Raw genomic sequence first — 18780 nt, 5'->3', positions numbered from 1 at the left:
CATCAGGAATCGAAACCGACGCCGAAGGCATCGAAGGTCTTGAGCAGCAGGTCGCGGCGGCCGGTGCGGTCTTCCTTGGCTAGTGAGCGCTGGGCCAGGCGCACGCCGAGGTAGCGCAGCGGTTCGGGCGGGAAGGGGAAGGGCTTCTGCGAGGTCATGCGCAGCTGGGTGCGTTCGGTGCGTTCGCCGCCCAACTGGTCGAGCATGTTCAGGGCCGCGAAGCGACTGGCCGACACGCCCTGGCCGGTGAAGCCCAGCGCGTAGGCCACGCGCCCGCCGAGCACGCAGCCGGTGAACAGCGTGGTGCGCGCCGAGGTGTCGATGATGCCGCCCCAGGCGTGGCTGAACTGCACCGGGCCGAGCTGCGGGAACGCCTCGCGGAACTGGCCGGCCAGGCGCTCGAAGCTTGCCGGACGCTGGGTCAGGGCTTCGTCACGGCGGCTGCCGAAGTGGTAGATGGCGTCGAAGCCGGCCCAGAGAATGCGGTTGTCGGCGGTCTTGCGCAGGTAGTGGAACTGGTTGCCGGCATCGGCGATGCCGTAGCGGTCGACCCAGCCGATGGCGCGCAGCTGATCGTCAGTCAGCGGCTGGGTGACCAGCGAGTAGTCGTACACCGGGATCACGCTGGAATTCAGATGGCCGAGCAGCGGCGGGGCGATGTTGGTGGCCAGGGCGATCTGCCCGGCTTCCAGCTCGCCACGGTCGCAGCGCAGCATCAGTCGGTCGCCGCGTTGGTGCAGTTCGTGGACCGGCGTGTTCTCGAACAGCTCGACGCCCTGTTCCAGGCACACCCGGCGCAGCTCGGCGGCCATCTTCGCCGGGTTGAGCAGCGCGTAGTTGGGCTCGAAGACGCCGGCCTGGTAGGCGGGGGAATCCAGCCTGCCGGCCAGTTCCGCTTTGCCTAGAAATTCGCACTCGATGCCGAAACGTTCGTAATTGCGCTGCATGCCGCGCAGGCCGTCGATCTGCCAGGGCTGGGCGGCGACGTTGAGTTTGCCGCGGCGTTCGAACTCGACGTTCATGCCGAAGCGCTTGAGGTCCGCCTCGAACTCATCGAGGTTCTGTCGGCCCAGGCGTACCAGGGTTTCGGCTTCTTCCGGCCAGCGGCGCAGGGCGTTGCCTACGCCGTGGGAAATGCTTGGAGCGCAGAAACCGCCGTTGCGCCCGCTGGCCTCGCCACCGCAACGACGCGCCTCGACCACCGCGATGCTCGCGCCGGGCCGGCGCTGACGGGCGTGCAGGGCGGTCCACAGGCCGGTGAAGCCGCCGCCGACCACCACCAGATCGAAGCTGCGATCGGCCTCCAGTGCAGGGGCAGCAGGAGCGGGATCGAGGGTGTCGAGCCAGAAGGGTCTGGGAGTGGTGCGTGCAAGTGAGGCGGATGTCATCGGAAAACTCCGGCAGAATGTCGGAAGAAAAAGCGGCCAGCGGGCCGCGTCCGAAATCTTGTAACGCTCACGGGGGCCAGGCATACGGTCCGCCGCTCTTTGCGGGCACGCCCGGAGCAGGAAAAGCCGGCCGAGACCGGCAGGGGAAAACAATGAGTGACGAACAGGGCTGGAGCGCCACCCTCGAAGGCGCGACCTACCAGCCTGACCCGGCCAGCGCCGCTACCCATGCCGTGGTGATGCGCTACCACCAGGCGTGGCGCCGGCATGACATCGACGCGCTGATGGCGCTGTTCGACCCGCAGGTGGAATACAATGACTTCTTCCAGGGCCGACGCATCGCGCCGGAGGAACTGCGCGGCTATCTGCAGTCGAGCATGCCGGCGGCGGGGGACGAGTCGCAGGTCTACACCGACCGCCTGCGGGTGGATGGCGACACGGCGTTCCTGCAGTACCAGGTGACCTTGCGCGGCACCCAGGGGCTGGTGTCCTACCGCGCCACGGAGGCGTACACCGTGCGTGACGGGCGGATCATCCGGGTCAACGAGCACACGGCCCTGGTCGGCCAGCCGCAGAAAACCGCCAGCGAGGCGCCGGAGCGCATGGCCGGTAGCCGCCTGGGACTTTCCGCGCGGCAACTGAGCCAACTGGGTGGCGACATCCAGCAGTACTTCCAGCAGAGCCAGCCTTTCCTCAATCCCGACCTGGACATGCCCCAGGTGGCGGCGGCCACCGGTTACACGCGCAACCAGATTTCCTACTTCCTCAACCAGGTGCTGGGCCTGAGCTTCTACCAGTACCTGAACCAGTTGCGCCTGCGCCATCTGCTGAGCCAGTTGGGCGGCGCCACCAGCGTCACCCGTATCGACGAACTGGCGCGGGCAGCGGGGTTCCGTTCGCTGTCGACCTTCTACCGCTGCTTCCGCGAGGAGACGGGACTGTCGCCCAAGGCGTATCTGGAGCAGAAGGCGGCTTCGTGATCGGATCGTTCTCGTAGGATGGCGTGGAGCGAAGCGATACCCATCAATCGCTGGCGACCCCGGCGATGGGTATCGCAAGCTCCACCCATCCTACGGGGTGCCATGTGCCCGAATGGCCGCTCCGCGCGTGCCCGCATGCATGGCGCCCGCGTTATCAATCCCGCGCCCATTTCCCTATGCTCGGCCGACAAGTATTCCAATACGCTCAGGAGACCTTCGCATGCGCGACCAGCTCTATATCGACGGCCAATGGCAGGCACCCGCGAAAGGCGGCCGCTTCGAGGTGTACGAACCGTCCAGCGAAGCGGTGCTGACGGAAGTCGCTGCCGCCACCGGCGAGGACGTGGACCGTGCCGTACAGGCCGCGCGCCGGGCCTTCGATGAGGGCGAGTGGGGGCGCAGCACGGGCAAGGAGCGCGCGGTTTACCTGCGCGCCATCGCCGACAACCTGCGTGGTCGCCGCGAGGACCTGGCCCGTCTGGAAGTGCAGGACAACGGCAAGCCGCTGCCCGAGGCGCAGTGGGATATCGACGATGCCATAGGTTGCTTCGACTACTACGCCGAGCTGGCCGAAGGGCTGAACGGCGAGGGTGAAGTGGTCGCGCTGCCCGACGAGCGTTTCGCCTGCCGTGTGCTGCGCGAACCGGTGGGCGTCGCCGGGCAGATCATTCCCTGGAACTACCCGCTGCTGATGGCTTCGTGGAAGGTTGCACCGGCGCTGGCCGCGGGCTGCACCGCCGTGCTCAAGCCTTCCGAACTGACCCCGCTGACTTCGCTGGAGCTGGCCGCTGCCGCCGATGCAGTCGGCTTGCCGAAAGGTGTGCTGAACGTGGTCACCGGCCTGGGCCGTGACGCCGGCTCGTCGCTCTCGGCGCATCCGGGGGTGGACAAGCTGGCCTTCACCGGCAGCGTGCCGACCGGGCGCGCGATCATGCAGGCGGCCGCCCAGGACATCAAGAACGTCAGCCTGGAGCTGGGCGGCAAGTCGGCCTTCATCGTGTTCGACGACGCCGATGTCGAGGCCGCCGTGGAGTGGATTCTGTTCGGCATCTTCTGGAACCAGGGCCAGGTGTGCAGCGCCACCTCGCGCCTACTGGTACAGGACGGCCTGCATGATCGGCTGATCGAGCGCCTGGTGGAGGAAACCCGCCGCATCACCATCGGCAACGGCCTGGAGCCGGGCGTGCTGCTCGGCCCGCTGGTCAGCGCGGGGCAGCATGCCAAGGTGCTGCAAGCCATCGAAGCCGGCGTGCGCGACGGGGCGAAGCTGGCCACCGGCGGCAAGCGTCCGGCGCATCGCGATAAGGGCTGGTTCGTCGAGCCGACCGTGTTCGTCGACTCGCCGCTGGAGAGTGCCCTGTGGCGCGAGGAGATCTTCGGTCCGGTGCTCGCGGTGCGTCGCTTCAAGGACGAGGCCGAGGCGCTGCGCCTGGCCAATGACAGCCAGTTCGGCCTGGCGGCGGCGGTGATGTCCACCGACCCGGCGCGCTGCCAGCGCGTCAGCCGCGGCCTGCGCGCCGGTATCGTCTGGGTCAACTGCTCGCAGCCGACCTTCACCCAGGCGCCCTGGGGCGGCTACAAGCAGAGCGGCATCGGCCGCGAGCTGGGCGTGTGGGGGCTGGATAATTACCTGGAGACCAAGCAGGTCACCGAGTACCTCAGCGACCAGCCGTGGGGTTGGTACATCAAGTAAGCTGAGGCTCGCCGGCAGGGGCTTCTTGTTCGCGAGCAAGCTCGCTCCTACAGCATGACAAGTCGAGGGCTCTTTGTAGGAGCGAGCTTGCTCGCGAACCGATCTGGCGCAGGCCTTGCCGGCGAAATCCAGCGCGGATGACTCCATTCTCACAGGTGGACGATGGAGTCTCATGCCGACGTAGGGCGTATAACGTTCGACGTTATACGCCGTTTGACCTCGGTATCAGGGCGCTCCAGGTTCAACGTCGAAGCGGGAGGCGGCGCATGATGCAACGGCGTACAACCGCGAACGGTTGTACGCCCTACGGGGTCGCTCAGATCAACCCTTTCCCCTGCAAATGCTCCCGCAGGTACTCGATGAACACCCGCACCTTGCGCGTGCTCCTGCGGTGCGGCAGGTACAGCACATGCACCCAGGGCCCGAAGGCGCTCTGGTCGCGCCAGCAATCCGGTAGCAGCTCCACCAGCTCGCCGCGCTCGATATAGGGCAGCGCGCTCCATTGCGGGAGGAACTGCAGCCCCTGGCCGTCCAGCAGGCAGGACAGCAGGAAGTCGTAGTTGTCGCTGGACAGCCGTGGCACCGGCTGGCGGATTCGGATGCGCTCGCCGTCGCGCTGTACCCACCAGAAGTTCCGGTTCAGCAGCGGGTGGCGGAAGATCAGCCAGTCGTGCTGCTCGTAGTTGTCCAGGGTCACGTCCATGCCCTTGCTGGCCAGGTAGGCCGGGCTTGCACAGAGCATCAGGCGGTTCTCGATCAGCGGCTGGGCGATGACGTCGGGCAGGTCGATGGGCCCGTCGCGCAGGGCGAGGTCGTAGCCGCCTTCCACCAGGTCGGCGAATTCGTCAGCCAGGTCCACTTCCAGGCGCACCTGCGGATGCTCGCGCAGGAAGCGGCAGCACACGGCATTGAAGAACGCCGGGGCGAAGGAGGGCGGGGCGGCGATGCGCAGGCTGCCGCGCAGCTCGGTCTGCAATTGCTCGACTTCCTCGCTGGCGCGCTGCAACTGCATCAACGCCTGGCGCGCACCCTCCAGATAGATATGCCCGGCTTCGGTCAGCGCCATGCGTCGCGTGGTCCGCTCGAACAGGCGCTGGCCCAGTTCGGCCTCCAGTTGCGCCACGCCCTTGGTGATCGCCGAGGGCGTCTTGCCCAGCTGCTCCGCGGCGCGGCTGAAGCCGCCGTGGTCGGCGGTGGCGACGAACATGGTGAGCGCAGTCATCTTGTCCAAGGATTACTTCCTGATGGGAATAGAAGTTGTGCGGGAAGTCAGTGTTAAAGCCGCAAGGGCTTTTGCTTAACCTTCGTTACAGATCAACAATAACTAAGGATCTGCGATGAAACTACTGATTCCGACGCTGCTGTCCGCGGCCTGCGCTTTTTCCTCGATGGAAAGTATGGCCGCCGCCGACCTTATCCTCCATGGCGGCAAGGTCTATACCGCCGAGCCGGGGCAAGCGCTGCAGCAGGCGGTGGCGGTGGAGAACGGCCGCATCCTCGCGGTCGGTTCCGATGCGCAGATCCTCAAGCTCAAGCAGCCGGAAACGAAGGTCATCGACCTGCACGGCCAGGTGCTGATGCCCGGCTTCATCGATTCCCATACCCACCTGGTCAAGGGCGGTCTGCAGATGCTGCAGGCCAACCTGAACAACGAGGACCTGCCGCTCGCCGAACTGGAGAACAAGCTGCGCCAGTGGCGCGACGATGGCCGCGCGCGGCGCGGGAAGTTCCTCTATGTCGGTGGCATTCCCACCTCGTACTGGGACCGGATCGACGAACTGCAGCAGCGCTTCAACCAGGGCGAGTGGGCCAAGCAGCCGATCCTGCTGGCCGGCGGCGATTACCATACCGGCTGGGCCAACCAGGCGCTGCTGGACCTGGCCGGGGTCGACGCTGCCAAGGTCAAGTCGCTGCAAGGGGAAGAACAGGCCACCATCGGCCACGGCGCCGACGGCAAGCCCAACGGCTTCCTGGTGGATGCCGGCCTTTACCCGGTCCAGGCCTTGCTGCCCCTGCCGACCGACGATGAACTTCTCGCCGCGCTGAAAGACGCCCAGAGCTATTACCTGGGCCTCGGCATCACCGCCTGGATGGAGCCCCTGGCGAACGAGAATCCCGGTGGCGACATCCACAACGACTCTGTCGGCGTGCTGCCGGCCTACAAGGCGCTGTCGGAACAGGGCGGACTCACCGCGCACGTCGCCGCGCTGCTGATGGCCGACTCCAAGGCCACTCCGGCCGACCTCGACGAGCTGGACAAGGTGCGTCAGCAGTTCCGCGGCGTGAACAACCTGACCCTGCCGGGCATCAAGATCTTTGCCGACGGCGTGGCCGAGATGCCGGCGCAGAGCGCGGCGATGCTCGAGCCCTACAGCAACTCGAAGAAATCCGGCGAGCTGCTGATCGACCCGAAACACTTCGGCGAACTGGTCAGCGCCGCCGACGCCCGCGGCTGGCTGGTGCACATCCATGCCATCGGCGACCGCGCGGTGCGCGAATCGCTCAATGGCATCGAGCAGGCGCGCAAGGATCGCCACAGCGGCATCCCGCACTCCATCACCCACCTGGAAGTGGTCAACCCGAAAGACTACCCGCGCTTCAAGCAACTCGACGTGATCGCTTCGATGCAACTGTTCTGGGCCGCCGCCGACGAAATGAGCGTCGACCTGCTCAAGCCCTACGTCAGCGCCGCGACCTTCAAGACCCTGTACCCGGCTCATTCGCTGCTGAAGAACGGCGCGACCATCGCCGGCGCCAGCGACTGGCCGATCACCACGCCCGACCCGTGGAAGGCCATCTACCAGGCGCTGGAGCGCGTAGGCCCCAAAGGCGTACTCAACGCCGGCGAAGAGGTCGACCGCATGACCATGTTCCAGGCCTACACCCTCAATGCCGCGCGCACCCTGCGTCTTGAAGACAGCATCGGTTCGCTCAAGCCGGGCAAGCAGGCCGACCTGATCCTGCTCGACCGCGACGTGTTCAAGGTCAAACCCGAGGCCCTGCGGGATACCCAGGTGCTCAAGACCTGGTTCGCCGGCCGCGAAGTCTATAGTCGCCCATAGTTACAAGGACGGACGACAAACCCTGATCCACCCGGAGCGCTCCGGCGCTCCTGTTCATTGAAACAGCAGTCATTGAAATACCCGTCGTTGAAATAGCAATTGCAGGAGCCTTGCCGTGATTCTTCATACCTTCACCACCGACATCCGCGACCCGCTGCAGCGTGGCCGGCAGATCGGCGAAACCTTCGCCGAGCAGATCCGCCAGACCGTGGCGCTGTACCTGGACTTCTTTCCGCGCGCAGGTGTGGAGATCGACAAGGCCCGTACCATCGGTGAAGGCAGCCTGGCTGCGCTGGCCGACTGGTGCCCGGCGCTGGCGCAGGAAGTCGAAGGCCTCGCCCTGGGCGTCGGCCTGCCGCTGTGGCAGTTGGCCGCGCTGAACGCACGCACCGAAGTACTGGCGGTGATGCCGCAGCAGCCGGTGGAAGGCGAGTGCTCCACCTCCATCCATGCACCCGCCGGCGCCGCCGCGCCGCGCAGCCTGCAGACCTGGGACTGGCACGACAGCCTGGTGCCCCAGGGCCTGCTGCTGCAGTTCCCCGGCGCCACCGGCCTGACCGCCAAGCTGTTCACTGAGTTCGGCATGCTCGGCAAGATCGGCGTGAACAGTGCGGGCCTGGGCGTGCACTTCAACATCCTGCACCACGCCAGCGACAACGGCAGCGCCGGCGTACCGGTCCACGCCATCGCCCGCCGCGTGCTGGAGGAAGCCACCAGCGTCACCGAGGCCGTCGAGATGGCGCGTTCGGCGCGGGTCAGCGCGTCCACCGTGCTCAGCGTGTTCACCCGTGAAGACGTGCGCGCCCGTGCCGCCAGCATCGAGATGAGTCCGGCGCACACCTCCGTGGTGGTGCCTCGCGAGGATGGCTGGCTGCTGCACACCAACCACTTCCTCGACGGAGAACTGAGCTGGGGCGAGCGCACCGCCGACGTGTCCACCACTTACGCGCGCCTGGACCACCTCAAGGCCGGCACCGCCGGGATGACAGGCGTAGGCCTGCGCGAACGCGCCGCCGCCTTCTGCGGCGCCGAGGGCGACCAGGCCATCGTGTGCTTCCACCCGGATATGTCCGAGCCGGACACCGAGCGCTGGGAAACCCTGCTGAGCGTCGGCATCGACACCGTGGGCTGTGCCCTGGAGTACGTCGCCGGTACGCCGAAGAAGCTGGCGGACGAAGGTTTCCTGCGCTTCTGACGTTTTCCTTCCCGCTCCACCCTTGCGCCCCGTGGCGGCCCTCCGGCCGCTACGCGGGTTTCGTGTTGCCACAAAAACAAGAGTGAACCGCCATGATCGATCACACACCCGCCGCACCGGGGTCCCGTTCGGCCTTTCGCACCTTCTGCGTCTCCGGCATGGGTACCGCGCTGGAGTTCTACGATTTCATCATCTACGGCTACGCCGCCGCGCTGGTCTTCCCGCAGCTGTTCTTCCCCGGCATGGATCGCCTCACCGCCGTACTGATCGCCTTCGCGGCCTTCGGCGCGGGCTTCTTCGCCCGTCCCCTGGGCGGCGTGGTGTTCGGCCACCTGGGCGACCGCTACGGCCGGCAGAAGGCGCTGGTCGCCACCCTGGTGCTGATGGGCACCAGCACCTTGCTGATCGGCTTCCTGCCGACCCATGCGGCGCTCGGCGCCGCCGCCCCCATCCTGCTGGTGCTGCTACGCCTGGTGCAGGGCTTCGCCGCCGGCGGCGAGTGGGGCGGGGCGGCGCTGTTCGGCATTGAAGTAGCACCTAAGGGCCGACGCGGCCTATGGGGCAGCTTCACCAGCATGGGCATCGGTATCGGCGGCATCTTCGGCTCGGCGGTGTTCGCCATCGTCAGCTTCGCCTTCAACGACGACCTCACCGGCATCGGCTGGCGCATCCCGTTCTGGCTCGGCGGCGTGCTGGTGCTGATAGGCCTCTACGCGCGCCTGCAGAACAGCGCAGAGCCGCAGCCCAAGGCCGCAGCCAAGGTCCAGGCGCGCATGCCGCTGATGGAAGCCTTCCGCCGTCGCCCGCGCGAGCTGCTGCTGTGCATCGGTATCGCCTTCGGCTACGTCACCATCGCCTATATCGGCAGTACCTTCTTCCTCGCCTACGCGACCGACATCGGCTACAGCAGCAGCGAAGCCTTGCTGTTCGACTTCTCCCTGTCGGTGGCCATCGTCGTCTCGGCGCCGTTCTTCGGGCATCTGTCGGACCGTTTCGGCCGTCGTAACGTGATGATCTTCGGTGCGGCCATCATGGCCCTGGGGCTGTTCGCCTTCTTCCCCATGATCGGTGCGCACAACCTGGCTCTGGCGCTGCTGGCCTACATTGCCGTGGGCTTCTTCATGGGCGCGACCCAGGGGCCGATCCCGGCGTTCCTGGCCGAGCAGTTCCCGCGTGAGATGCGTTACTCGGGGATCTCCTTCAGCTACCAGATCGGCGCTGCAGTGGGCGGCGGCACGGCATCGAGCATCGCCACCGCCATCCTCATCGCCACCGGGCGCAATCCCTTCGGCGTGGCGCTGTATGGCGCGGCGGCCCTGGCGCTGGTGGCGTTCTGCTCCTGGATGCTGCGTGAAACCTCGCGCTTGCCGATGGAAGAGATCGACCGTGACGACGCGGCGCCGGGCGCCGCGCAAGTGCAGGTGGGTTAACGGGCTGCGCGCGGTCTGGCGCCGGGCACCAGCCCCAGGACCAGGGCGCAGCCGGCCAGGATGGTCAGCGCGCCCAGGCCCTGGACCAGCGACAGGCTTTCGCCCAGCACCAGCGCGCCGACCAGCACGGCTACTACCGTGACCACGAATTCCACGCTGATGGTGCGCGTCGCCCCGATTCGCGCCACCAGCTGGAAATACACCACGTAGTTCACCGCGCTCAGCACGCAGCCGCACAGCAGCAGGTAGAGGAAGTCCATCAGCTGCGGCGTGCCGGGCACCGGCACCCAGACCAGCAGCGGTAGGGTCAGCAGGCCGCCGATGAGGAAGGCCCCGCAGGTTACTTCCCAGGGACCCGCCGTGCGCAGGCGCAGGCTCGCATAGTTGCTGCCGAAGGCCGCACAGATGGCGCCGAACACGGATGCCGCACAACCGAGGATGAACTCATGGGTCACCGGCACCGCCGGGAAACCCACCAGCAGCACCATGCCGAAGAAGCCCAGAAGCAGCCCGCCAAGGCCGCTCCAGGTGATCCGTTCCAGCCCCCAGACGCGCCCGATGAGCATGGAGAACAGCGGAATCCCTGCAACGAAGATGGCCGCCATGGCGGTGCCGATGCGCGGGGTGGCGTAGGTCATGCCGATCAACTGGCCGGCCACCGTGGTGGCGCCCACCACGCACAGCGGCTTCCACAGCCCTTCGAAGTTCATCCTGCGCCCGGATAGCTTCGCCACTGCCAGCAGCGTGAAGCTGGCGATCAACGCACGGAAGCTCACTGCGCCGACCCAGCCGAAGCCGGCAATGGCCTTTAGCAACACCAGAAAGGACAGCCCCCAGCCGATCGCGAGGAACAGGTAGGCGGCAAGGTCGCGCGGTTGCATGGAGTTTCCAAGGCAGGAAGTTGGGCCACCGAAGCGCGGCGGCGAGTCGGACTATCTTGCCGGTCGTCCGTGATCCTTGGGAAGGCGGTAGATCGACGTTTCTCTGTCTGCCTGCGTCGCTTTACTCACGCTTGCGAAGCCATTGCACTGGTGAGTCGTCCAGTTCTGCCGCACCTTTCTGCGAACCGTTCGCCTTTGTCGGGGGATTTCTTCTTCGCCGAGCTGCCGGGTGCTTCTCGAATGGCTGTTCATGGCCCAGGTGTTTTGCTATCAATCGCCATACCTTCACACTGCTGCCGAAGCTCCCGCATGGATCAGATTCTGTCGTTCCTGTCCGAGACCGTCCCTAAAGCCAAAACCGTAGAGCAACTCACACGTCCATTGCTGGCCCTGCTCGAAAGGGTGACGGGAATGGAGTCCACCTACCTGACGACCATCGACATCGAGCACGGCGTGCAGCGGGTGGAGTTCGCGCGCAACATTGGCAAGATGGAAATTCCCGAGGGGCTGGTGGTGCCCTGGGAAGACACCTTGTGCAAGCGCGCGCTGGAGGAGAAGCGTCTGTACTCCGACGACGTTGCGCAGTGCTGGGGGGATTCGGATGCCGCCAAGGCGCTGGGCATCAAAACCTATGTGAGCGCCCCGATCACCGCCCAGGATGGCCGGGTGCTCGGGACGGTTTGCGCTGCCAGTTCATCGAAGATCGCCCGTACGCCAGAGGTGGAGCCGATCCTGAGGCTGCTTTCCGGACTGTTGGGGTATTCCCTGGAGCGGGAGCTGCTGGTCGAACGGCTGCAAACCGCGAACGCGGAACTGGCGAAGCTGGCGCTGACGGACTCCCTGACGGGGTTGCCTAACCGGCGCGCCATCCTGGGCGAACTCGAGCGTACGTTCGCGCTGGCCAGGCGCGAGCGGATGTACGTGCTGGTCGGCGTCGTGGATCTGGATGGGTTCAAGTACATCAACGATACCCATGGTCATCACGCCGGAGATGCCTTTTTGCAGGGCGTTTCCGGCCGGCTGCAGGACAGCCTGCGTTCCAGCGACATTCTGGGGCGTACCGGTGGCGATGAGTTCATCGTGATCGCGCTCGGCTCGTTCGACCCGCGGCAGGCCCCCGAGAACGACATGCTGCATGCAGCCCATCTGCTGCAGGATCGATTGGCGAACGCGACCATCGGGCGTTACCAGTTGGGGGTTGGACACGGGGACATCCAGTACAGCGGCGCCAGCGTCGGCGTCGTTGCGGTGCAACCCGATAACGTGGACGTGGATGAGGCCATCAAGCTGGCCGATCGGGAAATGTACAAGGTGAAGCAGCAGCGAAAGGTGGCCGGGTAGTAACGGTCTGCCTGGAGGTCATGCAGGCCGGCCGGGCCTGAGAAGGGACAGGCTCCCAGCGAATCACCCACCCTGGCAATGGCGCAAATGGCGAAAAGAGGGGAGCCAGGCGGCAAGCTCCTGGCTCCCGCGCCTGTCAGCCGCGCACGAAGGCGAGCAGATCGGCGTTGATGGTGTCGGCGTGGGTGGTTGGCATTCCGTGGGGGAAGCCGGAGTAGGTTTTCAGCGTGCTGTTCCTGAGCAGCTTCGCCGACAGCAGGCCCGAGTTCTCATAGGGCACTATCTGGTCGTCATCGCCGTGCATCACCAGGACCGGGATGGTCACGCTCTTCAGGTCTTCGGTGAAGTCCGTCTGCGAGAAGGCGACGATGCCGTCGTAGTGTGCCTTGGCGCCGCCCATCATGCCTTGCCGCCACCAGTTCCGGATGATGCCTTCCGAAGGTTTGGCACCCGGGCGGTTGTAGCCATAGAAGGGGCCGGCGGGGATGTCGTGATAGAACTGTGCGCGGTTGGCCGCGAGCTGGGCCTGGAGGTCATCGAAGACCTCCTTGGGCAGGCCGCCGGGATTGCTCGCGGTCTTCACCATCAGCGGCGGAACGGCGCTGATGATGGCGGCCTTGGGCACAGGGTCCTCGCGGTGACGGGCGATGTAGTGGATGACCTCGCCGCCGCCGGTGGAGTGGCCGACATGAATGGCCCCCTGGGTGCCGAGATGCTGGACCACCGCGGCCACGTCATCGGCGTAGTGATCCATGTCGTGTCCGTCCCACACCTGGCTCGACCGACCATGTCCGCGACGATCGTGTGCGACCACGCGGAAGCCATTGGCCAGGAAGAACAGCATCTGGGCATCCCAGTCGTCGGCACTGAGTGGCCAACCGTGGTGGAAGTGGATCACCTGGGCATCGCGCGGGCCCCAGTCCTTGTAGAAGATTTCTACGCCGTCCTTTGTCGTGACGTATCCCATGTTTGCATCTCCTGTGGTGGGTGGAGTTCGGCACGCAGCAATCAACAGTGCTGGTCATTGCCGCTCGTAACGGGAGTTCTTTTCCGCTCTCGCCGGACAGGTGGCGGTTCGATCGAGGCGACGGGCCGCAGTGGCTTTGACGCCTGCGCTGCGAACGGCCTTGTCCAGGCTCCCCCGGGAACGGCGCGCCTTCCGGGGCGTTGCCGGTCGGCGCTTGTCGGGGCCTCTTCCATGAGCGGCGGTGGCGTTGTCGGTCGTACTGCGCAAGGCGCCCCAACGCTGAGCCGTTAGATCACTCTAGGATTAAAGTAAGCTTTAAGGTCAATGCTTTTTGTGGGGCGGCATGAGGATTGGGGGGGCTTGCCCTGGAAAACCAGGCCCGATGGGCCTGGCTTCATCCGCCGGACGTTCAGTCCTTGCCGATCAACGTGGCAAGCGGCCTGGGGGCATACAGCGCGCTCTGGAATTCCGGAACGTACTCGTACTTCATCATTTTCCCCAGTTTCAGCGGCTTGATGTACTCCGAGAGACTTCCGTCGCCGAGGATCAGTGTCGCCGCGTCGCCATCGGTGCTGCTTGCATGGCTGAGTTGTCGCGAAACCGCGTATCCATAGGTCAACTCGCCGTTCCTGTCGGTATTGGTAAAGCTGTTGGTTACCAGCTCGTCGTCCTTCGAGAGACCGGAGAGTTTGTCGGCCTTGAAGACGACATCCACTTTGCCGGTCTGGCTATCGATGATGTCGTAGGAGACCGTGTGGTCGTCTTCCCTGACGTTGATACCGGTAAGCCACTTGGGCAGGTTGTAGCCCACGACCCCGCGGACCCTTGCCAGTTCGGTGTTCACCGGGAGCTTGAGTACATACCCCCAGTAATCCTTGGATATCGACTGGCCGATCAGCGTGATGGGACCAAGATTGGCATTGCCGGGCTTGCTGGTGACCACGGAGAGTGCGACTTCGTTGTAGCTGTCATTGTCGCAGTAGTGATAGGAGTAGGCAGTGAAGGCGACCAGGCCGCGCCCCGGCCATACCTGGAGTGGCTGCACTTTCTCCAGGACCCTGGCCGGCATCAGTTCCTTCAGCTTCTCGATGTCCGCCGTAAAGACAGCTGTCACCCTGCTGTTCCGGTAGTAGAAGTTAGGCGAATAGGACTCGAAGCCGATATCCACCCTGGTCTTGGTCAGCCCCTTGAACCAGCTCAGGTCGACATCCGGAGCTTCGGCGGCAATCACCGAGAGCGGTGGGTTTGAACGGTATCGGTCATACAGGCCGCCCTTGACCACGGGTACTTCATGGCCGGCGATAGTGATGATCGTACTTTCCGCCTGGCTATTCGTTGCCGGGACGTCAGCCCATGCGTGGGCCGCCAGGGCATTCACGAAAAGTCCGGCTATTGCGGCAACACTTCCGAGTTTCATGGTTCGAGTATCTCCAGAGTCATGCGTGGCACTTGCGGCACGCTATTGAGCGGCTTGCCGGTGGCACCCTAACCTTGAACTGAACTTTAAGGTCAAGGTCGCCAGGACATGGCTTTTCGTTTCTGGAGAGTCGGGCGGCGAGGCGCGTGGATCAGGGGGATTCGAGGCGATTTCCGGGTTTTTGAGTCATGCATGGGGCGGCCTCGATAAATCCCGTGAATGTCCGCAATAAGGAAACGCAGCCTTGACCTTGAAGTTGAGTTCAACCTTAGAGTGATTGTGGCTGGCGAGGAGCGGCGCGGTCCGCAGGCAGGGATGCGCGGATCGCATCGAACCCGCCGACTCCGTGGACGATTCAAGGCACAAGCTGGGGAAACAGAGGGCACTCGAGAACATGAGCAAGCGCATTCTTCACGTCGTTACCAACGTCGCCCACTACGCTGACCCGTCCAAGCCGACCGGATTGTGGTTGGGCGAGCTGACCCATGCGTACCACGTCTTTGCCGCAAACGGGTATGAACAGCACCTGGTGAGCCCCAAGGGGGGCGTATCGCCCCTGGAGCCGCGCTCGCTGAAATGGCCGCTTCTCGACCGCACGGCCAAGGCGTGGTTGAACGACGAGGCGAGCATGCGGCGCCTGGCGACGACCGCGCGACCGGAGGAGATCGACTCCGCTGACTTCGATGCCATCTATTTCACCGGCGGCCATGCCGTGATGTGGGACTTTCCCGACGACTCCGGATTGCAGAGGCTCACTCGCGAAATCCATGAGCGAGGAGGCGTCGTCTCTTCCGTTTGCCATGGTTACTGCGGGTTGCTGAATACCAGGTTGTCGGACGGTAGCCTGCTGGTCGCCGGTCGGCGGCTCACCGGTTATTCCTGGAACGAGGAAGTGCTGGCCGGTGTTGCCAGGCAAGTGCCCTACAACTCCGAAGCGGAGATGAAGCGCCGGGGCGCCCGCTACGAGAAGGCTTTGCTGCCATTCGTCTCCAATGTCATCGTCGACGGTCGACTGGTTACGGGGCAGAACCCTCAGTCCGCGAAGGCGACGGCGGAGCAGGTGGTGGCGCTACTGAAATGACCGCGCAGCGCGCCGTCGCGGTATCTGCCGGCGCGCTGCAATCGGGTCCTCGGGGCCTGGGTTGCCGGGAGGCGAGGGCGGCAGGCCCGGCGATGGGTTTTCCTGCTGTCCCCTTTAACCCCCTTCGCTGTCCGCCAATGCCCTCCGCCACGATTGGCGCCTGACTTAACGTTGCTCCCTGCCCATGACAACAAGAATCCGTGCCGCCACCCGGCGCGGTAGAAGAGGGGAGCACTATGCCAAAACCCGGAACACCGCTGCTGCCGGCTGCCTTGCTGGCCCTGGCCGGACTGCTCGCCGGCTGCGGAGAAGACGCCGCGCCACCCACTCCTCGCAACACCGCCACCCTGGTTCCCGCCGACCCCGCCCTGGCGAAGATCTACGACAGCAGCTGCAAACTGTGCCACGCCAACCCGGCCTCCGGGGCGCCGCTGGTTGGCGATGCCAAGGCCTGGAGCCCCCGCGTCGCCCAGGGCGCGGACAGCCTGCTGGACCACAGCATCAATGGCTACAAGGGCATGCCGCCGATGGGGATGTGCATGCAGTGCTCGGAGGACGAGTTCCTCGCGCTGATTTCCTTCATGTCCGGCCAGCCAATCCAATAAGTACAGGGTCCTCTCGATGGCAATTCATCTCACCCGCCGCCAACTGCTGCAGCGCGCTGGCGTTGCCGGCGCGTTCGCGGCGCTTTCCACCACTCCGATGGCGGCCGAGCTGGCCCGCACGCCACGCCTGATCCCCTGGCGCAACTGGTCCGGCGCACAGAGCTGCCTGCCCCAGGCGCGCCTGGCGCCGCAGAACCTGGACGAACTGGTGCAGGTCATCCGCCAGGCCCAGGGCAAGGTGCGCCCGGTGGGCTCGGCGCACTCCTTCAGCGCCCTGGTGCCTACCGACGGCACGCTGGTGTCGCTGAGCTACTTCAACGGTCTGCTCGGCCACGACACCAGGACGCTGCAGGCGGAATTCGCCGCCGGCACGCCGATGTCGCAGATGGGCGCGGCGCTGAAGGCGGTCGGTCAGGCGCTGCCGAACATGGCCGACATTGACTACCAGACCCTGGCCGGGGCGATCTCTACCTCGACCCACGGCACCGGCGTTGGCTTCGGCTCCTATTCCTCCCACGTCACCGGACTGCAACTGGTGACCGCCAGCGGCGAAGTGCTGGACTGCGACGCCCAGCGCCACCCTGAGGTATTCAATGCCGCGCGGGTGTCCCTCGGTGCCTTCGGTGTGGCCACCCGGGTACGCCTGCAGAACCGCGAGGCCTATCGCCTGCGCGAGCGGCAGTGGATTGCGAAGACCGAGGAGCTGCTGGAGGACGTGGAGAAGAACACCCGCGAGAACCGGCACTGGGAAATGCTGGTGATCACCCATTCCGATTACGCGCTGTCCGTCGCCCTGAACGAGACCACCGACCCGGCCACACCGCCGCTGGACCCTGCCGAGGAGGGCGGCAACGAGTTCGTCAGCATCATCGAGAGCCTCGACAAGTACGGCAGCGATTTCCCGGCCGCGCGCCGGGCTCTGCTCAACAGCCTGCGCCACATCGCCAGCTTCGACGACCGCGTCGGCGACTCCTACGAGATCTACGCCAACGTGCGCAACGTGCGCTTCAACGAGATGGAATACTCGGTGCCGGCGGAGCACGGCCCGGCCTGCCTGCGGGAAATCCTCAAGAAAATCCGCGACAAGGACCTGCGCACCTGGTTCCCCATCGAGTACCGCTACGTGAAGGCCGACGACATTCCCCTGAGCATGTTCGAGGGCCGCGACAGCTGTTCCATCTCCGTGCACCAGCACTACAGCATGGACCACCACAACTTCTTCGCGGCGATCGAACCGATCTTCTGGAAGTATGCGGGGCGACCGCACTGGGGCAAGCTGCACACCTTGAACGCGCGGACCCTGCAACCGCTCTACCCGCGCTGGAAGGAATTCACCGAGGTACGCCAGGCGCTGGACCCGCAGGGCAAGTTCCTCAATGCCCACCTGGCCTCGATCCTGGGTGTGGCCTGACAAGGAAGGAGAGTGCATGAAGCGACGCCACTTCATCGTCGGCGCGGCCGGAGCGGGCGTCCTGCTCGCCGGTGCCGGCGCCTGGCTGCGCCCGTCTGACAAGGGCGCTCCGTACAGCGACTACTTCGCCCGGCTGAACCGCGAGTTGCGCGAGCACGGGCCGATGCGCCCGGTGATGCTGATCGACCTGGACCGGCTGGATCACAACGTCGACGTGGTGATGCAGTCGGTTCGCCGCGCCGGCAAGCAGCTGCGGCTGGTGGAGAAGTCCCTGCCATCGCCGCAACTGCTCGATTACATCGCCAGGCGCGCCGGCACCCGCCGGCTGATGTCGTTCCACCAGCCTTTCCTCAACCACGATGCCGAGCGCTTCCCCGACGCCGACCTGTTGCTGGGCAAGCCGCTGCCGGTGCGCTCGGCACAGGAGTTCTACCAGAACCTTCGCGGCCCGTTCGATCCGACGACCCAGCTGCAATGGCTGCTGGACACCCCCGAGCGCCTGCAGCAGTACCTGGCGCTGGCGCAGGGATTGAACACCCGGATGCGGATCAATATCGAGCTGGACGTCGGCCTGCACCGTGGCGGCGTGGCTGATCACGCAACCCTGGGGCGGATGCTCACGATGATCGGCGCGAATCCGCAGCACCTGGAGTTCGCCGGCTTCATGGGCTACGACCCCTTCGTCGGCATGGGCGTGCCCGGCATCCTCGGTTCGCCGGAAGAACTCTTCGCCAAAGTCATGAAGCTCTACGATGGCTTCGTCGATTACGCCCGCACGCAACATGCCGCGCTCTGGAAACCGGGGCTGACGCTCAACACCGCTGGCAGCCCGAGCTACCGCATGCACGAGCACGAGCGCACCAGCAGCGAGGTGTCGGTGGGTTCGGCGCTGGTCAAGCCGACTCATTACGACCTGCCGTCGCTGGTGGAGCACCAGCCCGCAGCCTTCATCGCCACGCCAGTGCTCAAGAGTACCGGGGCGGTGGAGATTCCGGCGCTGGACGACAGGTCGGCATTGCTCTCCTGGTGGGACCCGAACCAGCGCGGGACCTTCTTCATCTACGGCGGCAACTGGCTGGCCGAGCCCGAGTCGCCTGCTGGCCTGCAATTCAACGGCCTGTACGGGCGCAGCTCCAACCAGGAGATGGTCAACGGCTCCAGCGCCGTGGGGCTCAAGGTGGACGACCAGGTGTTCCTGCGGCCGACCCAGTCAGAGTCGATCCTGCTGCAGTTCGGCAACCTGCTGGCGGTGCGCGGCGGCCGCATCGTCGAGCACTGGCCGGTCTATAGCTGAACGCCGGCTCCGCCCAATAAAAAACCTCAGGTCGA

15 protein-coding genes are annotated in these 18780 nt (G+C 65.4%); 10 read left to right on the top strand and 5 right to left on the bottom strand.

All coding sequences use genetic code 11. From position 1 onward, the window contains the following. Positions 1–2: 2 nt before the first annotated feature. Positions 3–1388, bottom strand: coding sequence for an NAD(P)/FAD-dependent oxidoreductase (locus SD196_RS14835; RefSeq protein ID WP_275611687.1), 1386 nt, complete (start codon positions 1386–1388; stop codon positions 3–5). Positions 1389–1627: 239 nt separating this feature from the next. Between SD196_RS14835 and SD196_RS14830 the strand changes: the two genes are divergently transcribed. Together SD196_RS14830 and SD196_RS14825 are read left to right on the top strand one after the other, a co-directional pair. Then, on the top strand, positions 1628–2368 hold the full coding sequence (locus SD196_RS14830) for a helix-turn-helix domain-containing protein (RefSeq protein WP_416311746.1): 741 nt from the start codon (positions 1628–1630) through the stop codon (positions 2366–2368). A 220-nt stretch (positions 2369–2588) separates the two neighbouring features. Continuing rightward, the gene (locus SD196_RS14825; RefSeq protein ID WP_275611689.1) at positions 2589–4061 is read left to right on the top strand and encodes an aldehyde dehydrogenase family protein; all 1473 of its coding nucleotides are present in this window, start codon (positions 2589–2591) and stop codon (positions 4059–4061) included. Between the two features lie 316 nt (positions 4062–4377). Here SD196_RS14825 and SD196_RS14820 read toward each other — a convergent pair whose 3' ends face one another. Then, a complete protein-coding gene (locus SD196_RS14820) occupies positions 4378–5292 on the bottom strand; it encodes a LysR family transcriptional regulator (RefSeq protein ID WP_275611690.1) in 915 nt (304 codons plus the stop codon). Positions 5293–5398: 106 nt separating this feature from the next. On the opposite strand from SD196_RS14820, the gene SD196_RS14815 reads away from it, so the two are divergent. The 3 genes from SD196_RS14815 to SD196_RS14805 all read left to right on the top strand — a co-directional run bounded on the left by SD196_RS14815 (position 5399) and on the right by SD196_RS14805 (position 9748). Further along, positions 5399–7123, top strand: a complete 1725-nt coding sequence (locus tag SD196_RS14815) for an amidohydrolase (protein ID WP_416310320.1) — start codon at positions 5399–5401, stop codon at positions 7121–7123. Positions 7124–7238: 115 nt separating this feature from the next. Continuing rightward, positions 7239–8318: a C45 family autoproteolytic acyltransferase/hydolase gene (locus tag SD196_RS14810; protein WP_275611692.1), complete on the top strand. Its 1080-nt coding sequence runs from the start codon at positions 7239–7241 to the stop codon at positions 8316–8318. 92 nt (positions 8319–8410) lie between these two features. After that, positions 8411–9748, top strand: a complete 1338-nt coding sequence (locus SD196_RS14805) for an MFS transporter (RefSeq protein ID WP_275611693.1) — start codon at positions 8411–8413, stop codon at positions 9746–9748. On the opposite strand, the gene SD196_RS14800 is transcribed toward SD196_RS14805, so the two are convergent. Beyond that, positions 9745–10629, bottom strand: a complete 885-nt coding sequence (locus SD196_RS14800) for a DMT family transporter (protein ID WP_275611694.1) — start codon at positions 10627–10629, stop codon at positions 9745–9747. The two genes, SD196_RS14805 and SD196_RS14800, sit on opposite strands and share 4 nt — an antisense overlap. A gap of 309 nt (positions 10630–10938) precedes the next feature. Between SD196_RS14800 and SD196_RS14795 the strand changes: the two genes are divergently transcribed. After that, entirely contained in the window at positions 10939–11970 is a 1032-nt protein-coding gene (locus SD196_RS14795) for a sensor domain-containing diguanylate cyclase (RefSeq protein WP_275611695.1), read from the top strand. Between the two features lie 136 nt (positions 11971–12106). On the opposite strand, the gene SD196_RS14790 is transcribed toward SD196_RS14795, so the two are convergent. Both SD196_RS14790 and SD196_RS14785 read right to left on the bottom strand, forming a co-directional pair. Then, complete coding sequence (locus tag SD196_RS14790) at positions 12107–12937, bottom strand: alpha/beta fold hydrolase (protein ID WP_275611696.1); 831 nt, start codon at positions 12935–12937, stop codon at positions 12107–12109. Positions 12938–13346: 409 nt separating this feature from the next. Then, entirely contained in the window at positions 13347–14354 is a 1008-nt protein-coding gene (locus SD196_RS14785; RefSeq protein ID WP_416310319.1) for an acetoacetate decarboxylase (ADC), read from the bottom strand. Between the two features lie 394 nt (positions 14355–14748). Here SD196_RS14785 and SD196_RS14780 point away from each other — a divergent pair, with 394 nt between their 5' ends. The 4 genes from SD196_RS14780 (at position 14749) to SD196_RS14765 (ending at position 18745) form a co-directional block, all read left to right on the top strand. Next, the gene (locus tag SD196_RS14780) at positions 14749–15435 is read left to right on the top strand and encodes a type 1 glutamine amidotransferase domain-containing protein (RefSeq protein WP_275611698.1); all 687 of its coding nucleotides are present in this window, start codon (positions 14749–14751) and stop codon (positions 15433–15435) included. A gap of 236 nt (positions 15436–15671) precedes the next feature. After that, positions 15672–16040: a c-type cytochrome gene (locus tag SD196_RS14775; protein ID WP_275611699.1), complete on the top strand. Its 369-nt coding sequence runs from the start codon at positions 15672–15674 to the stop codon at positions 16038–16040. 97 nt (positions 16041–16137) lie between these two features. Next, a complete protein-coding gene (locus SD196_RS14770) occupies positions 16138–17451 on the top strand; it encodes a D-arabinono-1,4-lactone oxidase (protein ID WP_416311745.1) in 1314 nt (437 codons plus the stop codon). Positions 17452–17536: 85 nt separating this feature from the next. After that, positions 17537–18745, top strand: coding sequence for a DSD1 family PLP-dependent enzyme (locus SD196_RS14765; RefSeq protein ID WP_416311744.1), 1209 nt, complete (start codon positions 17537–17539; stop codon positions 18743–18745). Positions 18746–18780: the final 35 nt, after the last annotated feature.

The sequence above is a fragment of the Pseudomonas macauensis genome, assembly GCF_047902425.1.
Classification (GTDB): Bacteria; Pseudomonadota; Gammaproteobacteria; order Pseudomonadales; family Pseudomonadaceae; genus Pseudomonas.
This window is presented reverse-complemented; position numbering and strand designations above follow the sequence as displayed.